16 protein-coding genes are annotated in these 13,000 nt (G+C 70.5%); 7 read left to right on the forward strand and 9 right to left on the reverse strand.

Annotated features, from left to right (window positions below; all coding sequences use genetic code 11):
* The first annotated feature begins 11 nt into the window (after positions 1-11).
* From AC1KAR_RS10185 to AC1KAR_RS10200, 4 genes are read left to right on the forward strand one after another with little or no spacing between them, the layout of a single operon-like run.
* Complete coding sequence (locus tag AC1KAR_RS10185; protein ID WP_480317079.1) at positions 12-1,052, forward strand: hemin-degrading factor; 1,041 nt, start codon at positions 12-14, stop codon at positions 1,050-1,052.
* Positions 1,053-1,063: 11 nt separating this feature from the next.
* Complete coding sequence (locus AC1KAR_RS10190; RefSeq protein WP_480317081.1) at positions 1,064-1,927, forward strand: heme/hemin ABC transporter substrate-binding protein; 864 nt, start codon at positions 1,064-1,066, stop codon at positions 1,925-1,927.
* A 5-nt stretch (positions 1,928-1,932) separates the two neighbouring features.
* On the forward strand, positions 1,933-2,970 hold the full coding sequence (locus tag AC1KAR_RS10195; protein ID WP_480317083.1) for a FecCD family ABC transporter permease: 1,038 nt from the start codon (positions 1,933-1,935) through the stop codon (positions 2,968-2,970).
* Complete coding sequence (locus tag AC1KAR_RS10200; RefSeq protein ID WP_480317085.1) at positions 2,967-3,758, forward strand: heme ABC transporter ATP-binding protein; 792 nt, start codon at positions 2,967-2,969, stop codon at positions 3,756-3,758. The genes AC1KAR_RS10195 and AC1KAR_RS10200 overlap by 4 nt, the downstream gene beginning before the upstream one ends.
* A 50-nt stretch (positions 3,759-3,808) precedes the next feature.
* Here AC1KAR_RS10200 and AC1KAR_RS10205 read toward each other — a convergent pair whose 3' ends face one another.
* The 5 genes from AC1KAR_RS10205 to AC1KAR_RS10225 form a co-directional block, all read right to left on the reverse strand.
* Positions 3,809-4,165, reverse strand: coding sequence for a hypothetical protein (locus AC1KAR_RS10205; RefSeq protein ID WP_480317086.1), 357 nt, complete (start codon positions 4,163-4,165; stop codon positions 3,809-3,811).
* A gap of 67 nt (positions 4,166-4,232) precedes the next feature.
* The gene (locus AC1KAR_RS10210) at positions 4,233-4,568 is read right to left on the reverse strand and encodes a hypothetical protein (protein WP_480317087.1); all 336 of its coding nucleotides are present in this window, start codon (positions 4,566-4,568) and stop codon (positions 4,233-4,235) included.
* A gap of 164 nt (positions 4,569-4,732) precedes the next feature.
* Entirely contained in the window at positions 4,733-5,716 is a 984-nt protein-coding gene (locus AC1KAR_RS10215) for a quinone oxidoreductase family protein (RefSeq protein ID WP_480317088.1), read from the reverse strand.
* 42 nt (positions 5,717-5,758) lie between these two features.
* Complete coding sequence (locus AC1KAR_RS10220) at positions 5,759-6,442, reverse strand: SDR family NAD(P)-dependent oxidoreductase (RefSeq protein WP_480317090.1); 684 nt, start codon at positions 6,440-6,442, stop codon at positions 5,759-5,761.
* Positions 6,443-6,733: 291 nt separating this feature from the next.
* Positions 6,734-7,246 carry a carboxymuconolactone decarboxylase family protein gene (locus tag AC1KAR_RS10225; protein WP_480317092.1) on the reverse strand — a complete coding sequence of 171 codons (513 nt, stop codon included), beginning with the start codon at positions 7,244-7,246 and terminating at the stop codon, positions 6,734-6,736.
* A gap of 132 nt (positions 7,247-7,378) precedes the next feature.
* Here AC1KAR_RS10225 and AC1KAR_RS10230 point away from each other — a divergent pair, with 132 nt between their 5' ends.
* Positions 7,379-8,590 (forward strand): class I SAM-dependent methyltransferase, encoded by a 1,212-nt coding sequence (locus AC1KAR_RS10230; RefSeq protein WP_480317094.1) that lies wholly within the window; start codon positions 7,379-7,381, stop codon positions 8,588-8,590.
* Between the two features lie 114 nt (positions 8,591-8,704).
* On the opposite strand, the gene AC1KAR_RS10235 is transcribed toward AC1KAR_RS10230, so the two are convergent.
* Entirely contained in the window at positions 8,705-9,004 is a 300-nt protein-coding gene (locus AC1KAR_RS10235) for a DUF6506 family protein (protein WP_480317096.1), read from the reverse strand.
* A 102-nt stretch (positions 9,005-9,106) separates the two neighbouring features.
* Between AC1KAR_RS10235 and AC1KAR_RS10240 the strand changes: the two genes are divergently transcribed.
* On the forward strand, positions 9,107-9,973 hold the full coding sequence (locus AC1KAR_RS10240; protein ID WP_480317098.1) for a LysR family transcriptional regulator: 867 nt from the start codon (positions 9,107-9,109) through the stop codon (positions 9,971-9,973).
* Positions 9,974-10,030: 57 nt separating this feature from the next.
* Positions 10,031-10,990 (forward strand): NAD(P)H-dependent flavin oxidoreductase, encoded by a 960-nt coding sequence (locus AC1KAR_RS10245; RefSeq protein ID WP_480317100.1) that lies wholly within the window; start codon positions 10,031-10,033, stop codon positions 10,988-10,990.
* Here AC1KAR_RS10245 and AC1KAR_RS10250 read toward each other — a convergent pair.
* The 3 genes from AC1KAR_RS10250 to AC1KAR_RS10260 form a co-directional block, all read right to left on the reverse strand.
* Positions 10,944-11,903, reverse strand: coding sequence for a YihY/virulence factor BrkB family protein (locus AC1KAR_RS10250; RefSeq protein WP_480317102.1), 960 nt, complete (start codon positions 11,901-11,903; stop codon positions 10,944-10,946). The genes AC1KAR_RS10245 and AC1KAR_RS10250 overlap by 47 nt on opposite strands.
* Before the next feature lie 12 nt (positions 11,904-11,915).
* Positions 11,916-12,353, reverse strand: a complete 438-nt coding sequence (locus AC1KAR_RS10255; protein WP_480317104.1) for a CBS domain-containing protein — start codon at positions 12,351-12,353, stop codon at positions 11,916-11,918.
* A 69-nt stretch (positions 12,354-12,422) separates the two neighbouring features.
* Positions 12,423-12,881, reverse strand: coding sequence for a response regulator (locus AC1KAR_RS10260; RefSeq protein WP_480317106.1), 459 nt, complete (start codon positions 12,879-12,881; stop codon positions 12,423-12,425).
* Positions 12,882-13,000 lie beyond the last annotated feature (119 nt).

Genomic DNA, 13,000 nt, shown 5'->3' on the forward strand with positions numbered 1-13,000 from the left:
CAGGCCACACCATGACCCACCCTTCCACCCCCGAAGCCCTGCGCGCGCGCCACGATGCGCTCGCCGCAGCCGAACCCAAGCTGCGCATCCGTGACCGCGCTGCGCGTCTGGGCGTCTCCGAAGCCGAGCTGGTGGCCGCGCAATGCGGTCTCAGCGCCACCCCGCTGGCCGCGCCTTTCCAGGCTGTGCTGCGCGAGGTGGGCACGCTGGGCGAGGTGATGGCCTTGTCGCGCAACGCCTGGTGCGTGCACGAGCGCCACGGCGTCTACGAGAACATCCAGGCCGAGGGGCCGGTGGGCCTGGTGCTCGGTCCGGATATCGACCTGCGCCTCTTCTTCTCGGCCTGGAAGTTCGGCTACGCCGTGACGGAGAACGGCCGCAGCAGCCTGCAGTTCTTCGACAAGGCCGGCGTGGCGGTGCACAAGATCTACCGCACCGAAGCCACCGATGCGCTGGCCTGGGATGCGCTGGTCGCGCGCTTCGCGCAGGCGGGCACGCCGCAGCCGGTGATTGAGGCGGTGGCCGAAGCCGACGAGGCGCGCGACGCTGCCGACCCGGCCGCGCTGCGCGCCGCCTGGCTCGCGCTGGAAGACACGCACGAGTTCCACGGCATGCTGCGCAAGTTCAAGCTCTCGCGTACCGGCGCGCTGCGTGCCGCCGGCGCCGACCTCGCGCAGCAGGTGTCGGCCGAGACGGTCGAGTCCGTGCTCGAGGCCGTGGCCGAGCAGGCCACGCCCATCATGTGCTTCGTCGCCAACCGCGGCATCGTGCAGATCCACAGCGGCCCGGTGAAGAAGCTGGTGCGCACCGGCCCCTGGTTCAACGTGCTCGACCCCAAGTTCAACCTGCACCTCGACACAACCGCCATCGCCTCGGCCTGGATCGTCAACAAGCCGACCCGCGACGACGGCTGGGTCACCTCGCTCGAAGCCTTCTCCGAAAGCGGCGAGCTGATCGTGCAGTTCTTCGGCGAGCGCAAGCCCGGCAAGGCAGAGCTCGCCGCCTGGCGCGAGCTGCTGGTGAGCCGCTGCGCCGAGCCGCTGGCGGCGTGAGGAGCGACAGCATGACGACGACGACCCGCCGCGCGCTGCTGCTCGCGATCACCGTGCTGGCCTTGCCGGCCTTTGCACAGACCCAGGCCCCTGCTGCGGGCCAACGCGTGCTGACGCTCGGCGGTGCTGTCACCGAGATCGTCTACGCGCTCAACGCGGGTGGGCGGCTGGTGGGCACCGACCAATCCAGTCAGTACCCGCCGCAGGCGCGCGAGCTGCCGCAGGTGGGCTACTACCGCGATTTCTCCATCGAAGGCGTGGCCAGCCTCAAGCCCGATCTGGTGCTGGCCTCCGATCACTCCGGCCCCCCGGCCGCGATGGAGAAGCTGCGCCGCCTTGGCCCCAGGGTGGTGATGCTGCCGGCCGACCCGACGGTCGAGGCGCTGGAGAAGCGCATCACCGGCGTGGCCGATGCGCTCGGTCTGCGTGCGCAGGGCGATGCATTGGTGAAGCAGATCCGCGATCAGGTGCAGGCCACCGCCGCTGACCGCGACGCCAGCAAGCCCGCACCGCGCGTGCTGCTGGTCAGCAGCCACACCGGCCGCCTGCAAGGGGCCGGCACCGAGACGGCGGCCGACGCGATGCTCAAGCTCGCAGGCGCCACAAACGTGCTGGCCGGCGAGCGTGGCTACAAGCCCATCTCCGGTGAGGCGGCTGCGGCCTTGCGGCCCGATGTGATCGTGACCACCGCGATGTCGGTCAAGGCCTCGGGCGGGCTCGATGCCTTCCTCGCGCAACCGGGGCTGGCCGTCACGCCGGCCGCGCGCGACAAGCGCGTGCTGGTGATGGACGACCTGCTGCTGCTCGGCTTCGGCCCGCGGCTGCCCGAGGCCCTGCGCCAGTTGCAGGTCGGGCTGGCGGCACCGGCGAAGTGAGTGTGGTGACGCAGGCCGCGCGCTCGGTCGCTGGGCCGACGGCGCGGCGCGGCGCGGCGCCCTGGCTGGTGCTCGCCGGCCTGGCTTTGCTGCTTGTGCTGCTCTCGCTCGGCGCGGCCGGCAGCGGCGCGGTGCAGGTGCCGTGGTCGCGCATCCCCGCATTGGTGTTCGGGGAGGTGCCGGCCGGCGGCGACGAAGCCATGTGGCGCAGCGTGCTGATCGAGGTGCGCCTGCCGCGCATCGTGCTCGCGGTGCTGGTGGGCGGCGGCCTCGCGATCGCCGGTGTGGCGATGCAGGCGCTCTTTCGCAACCCGCTGGCCGAGCCCGGCCTGGTGGGTGTTTCGCTCGGCGGTGCGATGGGTGCAGTGATCGCCATCGTGCTCGATGCGCCGGGCCTGCCTGCCGTCGCCGCCAGCGCCTTCGCCGGCAGCCTGCTGGCCGTGGGCCTCGCCTACATGCTCGGCTCGCGCCACCCTGGCGTGGGCGGCGTGCTGCTCGCCGGTGTGGCCATCAACGCCATGTGCGGCGCGGTGATCGGCCTGGCCACCACCATGGCCAACGACGTGCAACTACGCAACCTCACCTTCTGGAACCTCGGCAGCCTGGCCGGCGCCAACTGGCCCCTGCTCGCCTGGCTCGCGCCCTGGGAGATCGCGATGTGCGTGCTGTTGCTGCGCGACTGGCGGGCGCTGAATGCGCTGATGCTGGGCGAGCGCGAGGCGCAGCACCTCGGCTTCGCGCTCAAGCCGCTGCGCCGCCGCCTGGTGCTGCTGAGCGCGCTGGTGGTGGGGCCGCTCGTCGCGGTCACCGGCACCATCGTCTTCGTCGGCCTGGTGGTGCCGCACCTGATGCGCCTGCTCTTCGGCGCCGACCACCGCGGCCTGCTGCCGCAATCGGTGCTGGCGGGGGCCATCGGCCTCGTGCTCGCCGACTGGGTGGCGCGGCTGGTGGTGATCCCGTCCGAGCTGCCGATCGGCATCGTCACCGCGCTGGTTGGCGGGCCCTTCCTGCTGTGGCTGCTGATGCGCCAGGAGAAGCCATGATCATCGCCAACGACCTGGCCTGCACACGAGGCAGCCGCAAGGTGCTCACGGGCGTGAGCCTCACGCTCCAAGCCGGCGAGGTCCTGGGCGTGCTGGGCGCCAACGGCGCCGGCAAGAGCTCGCTGCTGGGCCTGCTGTCGGGCGAGCTCGCACCGGCCGCCGGCGCGGTCACGCTCGACGGCAGGCCCCTCGCGCAATGGCCGGCCGCGGCGCTCGCGCGGCGGCGCGCCGTGCTGCCGCAGTCGTCCTCGCTGGCCTTCGACCTCCCGGTGTCCACGCTGGTGGCGATGGGCGGCTACCCGTTCCCGGAAGTCGCCCCCGCCGAGCTCGATGCGCTGGTCTCGCAGGCGCTCGCTCTGGCCGATGCCAGCCACCTCGCCGCGCGTCGCTGCCTGCAGCTCTCGGGCGGCGAGTTGCAGCGTGTGCAGCTGGCGCGCGTGCTGGTGCAGGCCCTTGCGGCACGTGCACCCGGGGAGTACCGCGCGCTCTTTCTCGACGAGCCCACCGCGAGCCTCGACCCGTTGCACCAGACCCTGCTGCTGCGCGCCGTGAGCACGCTCGCGCAGCGCGACGGCCTGGCCGCCTTCGTGGTGCTGCACGACGTCAACCTCGCGGCGCTGTGGTGCGACCGCCTGCTGCTGCTCAGCGCGGGCCGCGTCGCCGCGCTCGGCACGCCGGCCGAGGTGCTGACGCCCGAGCACCTGCACGGCGCCTACGGCCTGCCGGCGCGTGTGATGGCCCACCCGGATCGGCCGGAGCGGGCGCTCGTGGTGTTCGGGTCGCCGTAGGCGACGAAGCCCTTCGCAGCGCCGCTGCCCAGCGGGGGCCCGGCTCCGGCCTACCCCTGCCACACTCCCCAGCCCTTCTCGCGCAGCGCGATGGCGAGTTCGACTTCCATCTCCTTCGCGCCCTCGTAGGGCATGGGGTTGTAGACCTCGTAGACCTGCGGCAACAGGCTCAGGCCGTAGTCGGTGACGTAGCGGTTGGCCTGGATGCCGGCCTTGTGCTTGTCGAAGCGGCGGTCGGGGTCGAGGCCGGTCATGCCCACGTAGACGAGCGGCTTGCCGAGTTGGTGCTCGGGGTTGGCGGCGCGAAAGCGCGCGTGGTTCCAGACCCGGTCGTCGAGTTCGACCACGTACACGTGGTAGTGGTGCGACCGGGGGGGCGTGCTGGCTCGGGGCGGCTTGCGGGGCATGGGTGGCCGCCATTCTCGGGGCGCACCGGGTCGCGTGACGTGTCGTCGGCCGGCGGCCGGCGCGCGCTCAGCCGCCGATGAAGGCGGCGCAGCGCTTCGCGTCGAGCGCGGGGGCGGGCAGGTCGGTGCGGGCCAGGGTATCGGCCAGCGGCGCGAAGGCGGGAGACTTCAGCAACGCCAGCGCCACCCTGGGGACGGGCTCGAAACCGCACTCGCTGGTGATGTACACCAGGGCCTGGAGCTGCGGCAGGCTGACCTGCCGGAGCATGGCCTGGTCGGCGGCAGTGAGGGGGGCCGCGAGGGTCGGTGCGTCACTCCCGGGCGCGGCGGCGTGGAGGCTTGTGCACAGCGCGATCAGCGTGGCAGAGATCAGCGCGGCAGGAGTCGGGAGCTTGTTGTTCATGGCGTTCACGGCTGTTGAGGCTGCGGGATATGGCTGGGTAGGCCGACCCTGCGCAGCGTATCGACAGCCGCCCGCGTTTGAAACAAGCACTTACAAGTGGCGCCATCGGGGCGCGCATTTCGTCGCGCAAACCCGGCGCCACCCACCCGGTCCGAGGGGGGCTGTCAGTCGACCGTGAGCACGATCTTCCCGAAGTGGGTGTTGGCCGCCATCTGGGCCAGCGCCTCGGCGGCTTGGTCCAGCCGGTAGCTTCGGTCGATGGGCAGCGCCAGCGTGCCGTCGGCCAGCGCCGGGCCCAGTTCGGTCCGTGCGCGCTCGACGATGTCGCGCACCTCTTGCGCGCCGCGGGTGCGGAAGGTGACGCCGATGTACTCGATGCGGCGCATGGCATGCAGGTCGAAGTCGAACTCGGCGCGGTTGCCCGCCAGCCGGCCGACGTTCACGATGCGCCCGCGGATGGCCGCTGCCCGCATGTTGTTGTTGGCCTGCGTGCCGGAGAGCTGGTCGACGATGAGGTGCACGCCCCTGCCGCCGGTGGCGTCGAGCACGTGCTGTGGCCAGTGTTCGTCGCGCGTGTCGATGGCGAGCTGCGCGCCGAACTCGGCCAGGCGCTCGCGCCGCGCGGCGGTCGTCGAGCTGCCGATCACCAGCCCCGCGCCCTTGAGCCGCGCGATCTGCAACCCCAGCAGCCCGACGCCGGTCGAGGCACCTTGGATCAGCACGGCCTCGCCTGCTTTCAGGCGCCCGTTGGTGACGATGGCGTCGTGCATGGTCAGCACTGCGATGGGCAGCGTGGCGGCCTGCTCGTAGCTCATGGCGCCGCTCGGGATGCGCAGCACGCGGCCCGCGTCGGCCACGGTGTACTCGGCGAACGCCCCCTTGCCGCTCCCCATCACGCGGTCACCTGGTTTGAAGGCGTTGACTCCGACGCCGACCTCGGCCACCTCGCCCGCCCACTCGATGCCGAGCACGGTGCCCGGCCCGCCACCGAAGCCGTGCGCGTGGCCGGCGGCCATGCCGATGTCGGCGCGGTTGAGGCCGCAGGCGCGCACGCGCACCAGCAGTTCGCCCTCGGCGGGCTGCGGTCGCTCGGTCTCCTGAATGCGCAAGCCCTCTGCGCCGGCCTGGAGGGCGGCTTTCATCTTCATGTGGGTGGTCTCCGTGAGGTGGGGCGAAGGGATTGTCGGGACTCAGGCCGTGCGCGCTGCGCCGATGCTCAAGCCCCCGTCGATCAACAGGGCGTGGCCGTTGACGTAGCTCGATTCGTGCGAGATGAGGTAGAGCGTGGCGTAGGCCACCTCCCAGCCCGTGCCCTGGCGGCCGAAGGGCACGGCCAGCGCGCGGTTGGGGCGGCGGCGCGTGGCGTCGCGGCCCATGGGCGTGTCCATCAGGCCGGGCAGCACGGCATTGCAGCGGATGCCTTGCGGCTCGCCGGCCACCGCGATCGAGCGCGCGAGCGCCACCTGCGCGGCCTTGGACGATTCGTACGCCGGGTTGCGCCCGGTGTTGCGCAGGCTGGCCAGCGAGGACATCAGCACGATGGCGCTGCCCGGTGCCATCAGCGGCAGCGCGGCCTGCGCGAAGAACATGTGGCTGCGCAGGTTGACGGCGTACTCGGCGTCCCAGCTCTCGGGCGTGATCTTCGCGAGCGGCAGGGCGTGCGAGATGCCGACGTTGAGCACCAGCCCGTCGAGCCCGCCCAACTTGCCGGCGATGCGCTGCACCAGCGGAGCGATGGCGTGGGCGTCGCTCACGTCGGCCACTTCGGCGAAGGCGCGGCCGCCTTCGCGCGCGATCTGGTCGACGGTGGCCTGCGCGGCGGCGGCGTCGCGGTCGAGGCAGGCGACCTGCGCGCCTTCGCGTGCGAACAACACCGAGATCGCGCGGCCGTTGCCGATGGGCGGCTCGTCTTCGGGGATGACGCGCTGGCCGGCGCCGACGACGAGTACGCGCCGGCCTTGGAGGCGGCCGCGGGCGGCGGCCTGGCCGAGGGTTTCGGGGTGGATCTGGAGGCTGGGGTCGAGGGGGGTGGGGCGTGGTTCAAGCGGGATCTCCGTGGAAGGTGGTGAGCGAAGAGGCGCGGGCCGAGCGCCGGGCCGCTCCCAAGCCGGCCCGCCATCCCCTCGGGGGATCGGCCGATGTACTCATCGGACGAGGGGCCGTCATCAACCCTCGATGTCCACCTCGAAGTTCTCCAGAAACCGGCACACCATCATGTAGAAGCCGATGGTCAGCACCAGCTCGGCCGTCTGCCGATGGCCGAAGCGCTCGGCCACGCGGTTGAACAGCGCATCGGGCGCCTTCACCTCGCGGAACACCACGTCGGTGAACTCGAGCACCAGTTGTTCATCGGCCGTGAGCGCCGAGGTGTCGGCACCCGGCTCGAGCGCCGCCAGGGTGGCCTCGCCCATGCCCACACCCCGCGCCACGCGCCGGTGCTGATGCACCTCGTAGCTCGCGCCACTCAACAGGCCCACGCGCAGGATCGCGATCTCGCGCAGTTGCGCGTCGATCTCGTTCTCGCGCAACAGCGCACCACCGAGTGCGAGAAAGCCTTGCGATGCCGCCGGCCCGGCGTGCGGCAGCATGCGGTAGAGGTTGAGCGGCTTGCGTGCGCTGAGCAGCGCCTGGTAGGCCTCGCTCGCCTGGGCCATGTCGAAGTAGGGGATTCGTGCCATCGGGGTCGTCTCCTGTTCAGTCGATGCTAGGGCGCCCAGCCCGCACGGCAACGCGAGAGAACCCCCAGCGAAAACGTCGCCTGCGCGACACGGCCTGCGCGACCCGCGGGTGGGCGGACAATCCAGCCCTCCATGGACACACCCGCCATCGACCCCGCCACTTCGAAGCTGCTCGCGCGCCTGTCCGACAGCCTCGCCGCCGGCGACTTCGCCAAGCTCGTGCTGGCCAAGCCGCAAGCCACGGCTGGTGACCTGCTGCGCGTGACGGCGCGCTGCGTCGAGCTGCGCGGCGAGCCGGCGCTCTCGCTCGTCTACACCCACCAGACGCGCGACGTGACCAAGAACCACGCCATCGGCGAGGGCGTGGCGGTGCTGCGCGACATGCTGGGCCCGCTGTTCCGCAACGCCCACCTGCACACGCGCGAAGAAGACTGGCAGCTCACGATCAGCAAGAAGGGCCGCGGCCTGTTGCACGTTGGCGCGGCCACCGGCTCGAACAGTGGCGACGCGCGCACCACGCACGACCGCGAGAAGCAGCGCTGGCTCGAACTCACGCGCCCCTTCCTCGCCGAGCTGGGCGTGACCAACGCGCAGCAGCAGCAGCTGATCCCCGCGATGGCGCGCAAGTGGAAGCAGATCAACAAGTTCGTCGAGGTGTTCGCGCATGCGCTGGAAAGCTCTCGCCTGGCCGATGCGAAGCAGCTCCACGTGATCGACTTCGGCTCGGGCAAGGGCTACCTCACTTTCGGCATCCACGACTGGCTCACGCACAGCCGGGGCGTGGACGCGCAGGTGACCGGCGTGGAGCTGCGCCCCGACATGGTGGCGCTGTGCAACAAGGCCATCGCCAAGCTGGACCTGCAAGGCCTGCGCATCGAAGAGGGCGACGTGCGCAGCTACCAGCCGGGCCGGCTCGACGTGATGATCGCGCTGCACGCCTGCGACACCGCCACCGACCACGCCATCCACCTCGGGCTGCGCGCCGGGGCCGAGATCATCATGTGCTCGCCCTGCTGCCACAAGGAGCTGCGCCCGCAGTTGCTGAGCCCGCACCCGCTCAAGCCCATCCTGCAGCATGGCGTGCACCTGGGCCAGCAGGCCGAGATGCTGACCGACGGCCTGCGCGCGATGCTGCTCGACGCCTGCGGCTACGAGACGCAGGTGTTCGAGTTCATCTCGCTGGAGCACACCAACAAGAACAAGATGATCCTGGCGGTGAAGCGCGCGGCCACCAAGCCCAACGCCGAGGTGCTGCAGCAGGTGCGCGAGATCAAGGACTTCTACCGGGTGCGCGAGCAGTGTCTGGAGACGCTGCTGAAGGCGGATGGGTTGTTGCCGGCGTGACTCGGTGCGGGACTTCGATACCTCAGCCTGAGCGGACTGTGGGGTGCCATCCCCCTTGAAGCCCCCCGCGTACCACCAACCGCTCAGGCTGAGGTATCGAAGCCCCGCGCAACCTCACGCAAATAACGCATGCATCGCGTCGATGCTCTCCGGCCCATAGCTCACCGAGCCCACCGGCACCCGGTGCCCGATCGCCTCCTGCACCTGCGCCGTCCACTTCGGGCCAAAGCCGCCGCACAGCTCGATCAGCTGCACGCCCTCGGCCACCATGGCCTGCGCAATGGCCGGTGCCTGCGAGGGCGACGACACCCCCACTGCGATCATCTCGAACACCGGTGACTGCATTACCTGCCGATGCTGCACCGGATCGAGCTGCGGGCCGGTGACGATGAAGCCGAACTTGTGGAGTGCCATGGCGTGAAACATGAGTGGATGAAGCCCGCATTCTTCGGAGCACCCATACTCGCGTCCACGTCCGTTGCGGACTGAGTTCAGACCCGGGAGATCTCAATCGTGATGCTGGACTTGCAGCAGCTGCGCTACTTCGTCGCGGTGGCCGAGACCGAGAACGTGGGTCGTGCGGCCGAGCTGCTGCACATCTCGCAGTCGCCGTTGTCGCGCCAGATTCAGCAGCTCGAGGCGCGGCTCGGCCTCACGTTGTTCACGCGCGAGAAGAAGCGCCTGCAGCTCACCCCCGCGGGCCGCGAGTTCCTGACCGAAGCGCGGGCCTTGATTGCGCATGCGCAGCGCGTGCAGCAGCGCGCCGCCGATGCCGGGCGTGGCGAGCGCGGCACGCTGGTGCTGGGCTACGTGGCCGGTGCGGTGCACGCCGGCGTGATCGGGCGTGCGCTCGCGGCCATGCAGGCACAGGCGCCGCAGGTGCGGTGGCAGCTGCGCAGCCTGCGCTCGGCCGAGCAGTTCGTGGCGCTGCAACGCGGCGAGATCGACATCGGCTACACCTACGCGGCCGCGCCGGGCGATTCGGGCCTGGTGAGCCGGCTGCTGTGGGAAGAGCGCTTCATGCTCGCGCTGCCGGCGGGGCACGCGATGGTGTCCGCCGACAGCGCACTCGACCTCAGCGGCCAGCCGCTGATCGCGCCGCTGTCGTGGCAGGCGCGCGAGGAGCTGCTTGCTGCCTGCGCCCTGCTGGGCGGGCTGCCCGAGCTGCGTTGCGAGGCCGCCGACCCGGCCGCGGCGCTCGGGCTCGTCGCCGCAGGCGTGGGCATCGCCTTCGTGCAGGAGAGCCTGGCGCGGGTGGCGGTGGCGTCGGGGCCGGTGGTGTTGCGCGCGCTGCCCGATAGCTTCGCGCTGCGGGTGCGAATCCATGGCGTGCACCCGGTTGCGCCGTCGCCTCTGGCGCAACGCCTGATCGGGTTTCCCTGATCGGCGCGGTAACTCTGGCGACAGGCACCGCTGGGGCCGCTCGCCACAATCCGCGCCATGACGACGAACCGAGCCCACGGTGAGAACAGAGTTCTGGCGCACACCGGCGCCACCTACCCGATCCTGCAGGCCCCGATGGGCTGGATCGCCCGCCGGCAACTCGCCAGCGCCGTGTCGCGCGCAGGCGGGCTGGGCATCATCGAGACCTCATCTGGCGAGACCGAGAACTGCCAGGCCGAGATCCGCGCGATGCGAGAGACCGGGCTGCCCTTCGGCGTGAACCTGCCGATCCGGTTCCTGAAGGACGACGCGATGCTCAAGTTCGTCTGCGACAGCGGCGTCAAGTTCGTGACGACCTCGGCCGGCAGCCCGGCCAAGTTCATCGCGCCGCTCAAGAGCGCGGGCATCGTGGTCTACCACGCGGTGCCCACGGTGGACGCGGCGATGAAGTGCGTTGACGCCGGGATCGACGGCCTCGTGGTCGAAGGCGCCGAGGGCGGCGGCTTCAAGAACCCGGAAGAGGTGTCGACGCTGGTGCTGCTGCAGGCCATCCGCGCGCGCACCGAGGTGCCGCTGATCGCGGCCGGCGGCATCTGCGACGGGCGTGGCATGGCGGCGGCCTTTGCGCTCGGCGCCGAAGGCGTGCAGATGGGCACGCGCTTCGTGAGCTGCACCGAAAGCCCGGTGCACGCCAACTACAAGAACGCGATCGTCGAGGCCAAGGACACCGGCACCTGGGTGCTCAACAAGAAGGCCACGCCGTGCATCCGCGCGCTCAAGTCGCAGCGCACGCAGGCCTATTTCGACGAAGGCCTGATGCCGATCGACGCGCTCAAGGGCATCCAGGGGCTCTACTTCGGCGGCGACATGGAGGCCGCACCCGCGCTGGCCGGGCAGAGCGCGGCGCTGATCGATTCGGTGAAGAGCGCGCAGCAGATCATCGAAGAGACGGTGGGCGAGTTCTTCGCCATCACAGGGCGGCTGGGCGGGCTGGCGGCGTCGCGTTCGTTTGCGTGACGCGGCTGCGCGAGGTTGGCGCCGGCTGATCCGGGTCGCATTCGGCCGACCCAGGCCGTGACTGCCCGCAGCGCGAGCCGTAGCGGTGTGACCAGACCCAGGTGAACTCGGCGCCCAGCAAAAAGATCTGCGCCGAGTAGTACACCCACAGCAGCAGCACGGCGAGCGAGCCGGCTGCGCCAAAGCCCGAGGTGATGCCGCTGTGGCCGATGTACAGGCCGATGAGCGTCTTGCCGATAGTGAAGAGCAGCGCAGTTGCCGCCGCGCCGACCCAGACATCTCGCCACTGCACCTGCGCGCGCGGCATGATCTTGTAGATCATCGCGAAGATGACCGTGATGAGCCCGAAGCTCACCACCACGTTCAGCACCTGCGCGAGCACCTGCCAGCCACCGAACACCGGTGACCACCAGCGCCCGAACGCGGCCAGCCCGGCGCTCACCACCAGCGAGACCATCAGCAGGAAGCCGATGCCGAGGATCATGCCGAACGAGAGCAGGCGTGAGCGCACCAGGCTCCACAAGCCGCTGCTGCGATCGCGCACCGGCGCGCGCCAGATGCGGTCGAGCGAATCCTGCAACTCGCCGAACACGGTGGTCGCACCGATCAGGAGCGCGCCGGTGCCGACCACCGTGGCCAGCACGCCCTCGGCGGGCTTGCTCACGCTTTGCAAGAGGCCCTGCAGCGCGAGGGCGCCTTCTTCGCCGATCAGCCCGCGCAGTTGCGTGAAGATCTCGCCGCGCGCGGCGTCGTGGCCGAACACCAGCCCGGCTACCGACACCACGATCAGCAACAGTGGCGCGGCCGAGAAGGTGGTGTAGTAGGCCAGGGCCGCGCCCATGCTGGGCGCGTAGTCGTCGCGCCACGAGAGCGCGGCTTCCTTCAGCAATCGGCCCAGGGTCGCGGGGCGCATGGGGTGGGCCGCTCAGGCGAGCTGCGTGTCGGCCTCGTTGGGTTGCGAGATCTCGCGCAGGGCTTCGTCGGTGTCGGTGTTCTGGCGGGTGGCCAGGTCGCCCAGCGAGACGATGCCGACGATCTCGCCTTCGCGGCTGAGCACCGGCAGACGGCGCACCTGTGCGTCGCCCATCAGCTTGAGGACATCGTCGACATCGTCGTCGATGCCGCACGACACGGTCTGCGGCGTCATGACCTCGGCGATGCGGGTGGTCTCGGCGCAGAGATTGAACGCGGTGGCGCGGATGGTGATGTCGCGGTCGGTCACGATGCCGACCAGCAGTCGGCCGTCATAGACCGGCAGCGAGCCGACGTCGAGGCGTGCCATCAACTCGGCGGCACGTTGCAGGGTTTCGTCGGGGCGCACGACGATCACGTGCTCCGTAAGGACTTCAGCAATCTTCTTCATGCGGGGGCTCCTGTGGACTGCACGCAAGGTTTGCGCGTCAGTCCAGCATAGGCAGCCGCCGCAGAACGGTCAGTCGGTGCGGGCCGCCGGAGGGTGTGGGAGGCGTCCGACAGCGGTGCTCGCGGCGGCGCCCCCATCGAGGCTTTGTTCGGCGCGCGCCATGTGGTGGCGATCGACCACCTTGTCGAGTTCGGCCAGGAACTCGCGGTAGCGGATCGGCTTGGTCACGTAGCCGTCGCAACCGGCTTCGCGCACCGCGAACTCGTCGCCCTTCATCGCGAAGGCGGTGACGGCGATCACCGGGATGGATTGCAGCAACGGGTCGGCCTTGATGATGCGGGTGGCGGTGAGGCCGTCCATGTCGGGCAGCTGGATGTCCATCAGGATTGCGTCGGGCAGCGCCTCGCGCGCCAGCGCGAGGCCGGCGGTGGCGGTCTCGGCCTGCAGGGCGGTGTGGCCGGCGCGCTCCAGGATGGCCACGGCCAGCAGCATGTTCACCGGCAGGTCTTCGATGACGAGTATGCGCATGTCTCCTCCTTTTGGGGGTGAGCGCTCATTAGCGCAGCAAGGCTCAACGGCCGTAGCTGTCAGGTCTTACAGGTCGGGCGAAGGCGCGGCGGGCGGCCTGGGCGGGCTGCCAGCAGGCG

It is taken from the genome of Piscinibacter sp. PDB1-1, from assembly GCF_056675995.1.

Coding starts and splice junctions, on each gene's coding strand:
- AC1KAR_RS10235 (WP_480317096.1), bottom strand. CDS start 9,004: ATGGCACTCCACAAGTTCGGCTTCATCGTCACCGGCCCGCAGCTCGAT.
- AC1KAR_RS10245 (WP_480317100.1), top strand. CDS start 10,031: ATGACGACGAACCGAGCCCACGGTGAGAACAGAGTTCTGGCGCACACC.
- AC1KAR_RS10185 (WP_480317079.1), top strand. CDS start 12: ATGACCCACCCTTCCACCCCCGAAGCCCTGCGCGCGCGCCACGATGCG.
- AC1KAR_RS10190 (WP_480317081.1), top strand. CDS start 1,064: ATGACGACGACGACCCGCCGCGCGCTGCTGCTCGCGATCACCGTGCTG.
- AC1KAR_RS10205 (WP_480317086.1), bottom strand. CDS start 4,165: ATGCCCCGCAAGCCGCCCCGAGCCAGCACGCCCCCCCGGTCGCACCAC.
- AC1KAR_RS10260 (WP_480317106.1), bottom strand. CDS start 12,881: ATGCGCATACTCGTCATCGAAGACCTGCCGGTGAACATGCTGCTGGCC.
- AC1KAR_RS10240 (WP_480317098.1), top strand. CDS start 9,107: ATGCTGGACTTGCAGCAGCTGCGCTACTTCGTCGCGGTGGCCGAGACC.
- AC1KAR_RS10250 (WP_480317102.1), bottom strand. CDS start 11,903: ATGCGCCCCGCGACCCTGGGCCGATTGCTGAAGGAAGCCGCGCTCTCG.
- AC1KAR_RS10225 (WP_480317092.1), bottom strand. CDS start 7,246: ATGGCACGAATCCCCTACTTCGACATGGCCCAGGCGAGCGAGGCCTAC.
- AC1KAR_RS10255 (WP_480317104.1), bottom strand. CDS start 12,353: ATGAAGAAGATTGCTGAAGTCCTTACGGAGCACGTGATCGTCGTGCGC.
- AC1KAR_RS10230 (WP_480317094.1), top strand. CDS start 7,379: ATGGACACACCCGCCATCGACCCCGCCACTTCGAAGCTGCTCGCGCGC.
- AC1KAR_RS10215 (WP_480317088.1), bottom strand. CDS start 5,716: ATGAAGATGAAAGCCGCCCTCCAGGCCGGCGCAGAGGGCTTGCGCATT.
- AC1KAR_RS10200 (WP_480317085.1), top strand. CDS start 2,967: ATGATCATCGCCAACGACCTGGCCTGCACACGAGGCAGCCGCAAGGTG.
- AC1KAR_RS10210 (WP_480317087.1), bottom strand. CDS start 4,568: ATGAACAACAAGCTCCCGACTCCTGCCGCGCTGATCTCTGCCACGCTG.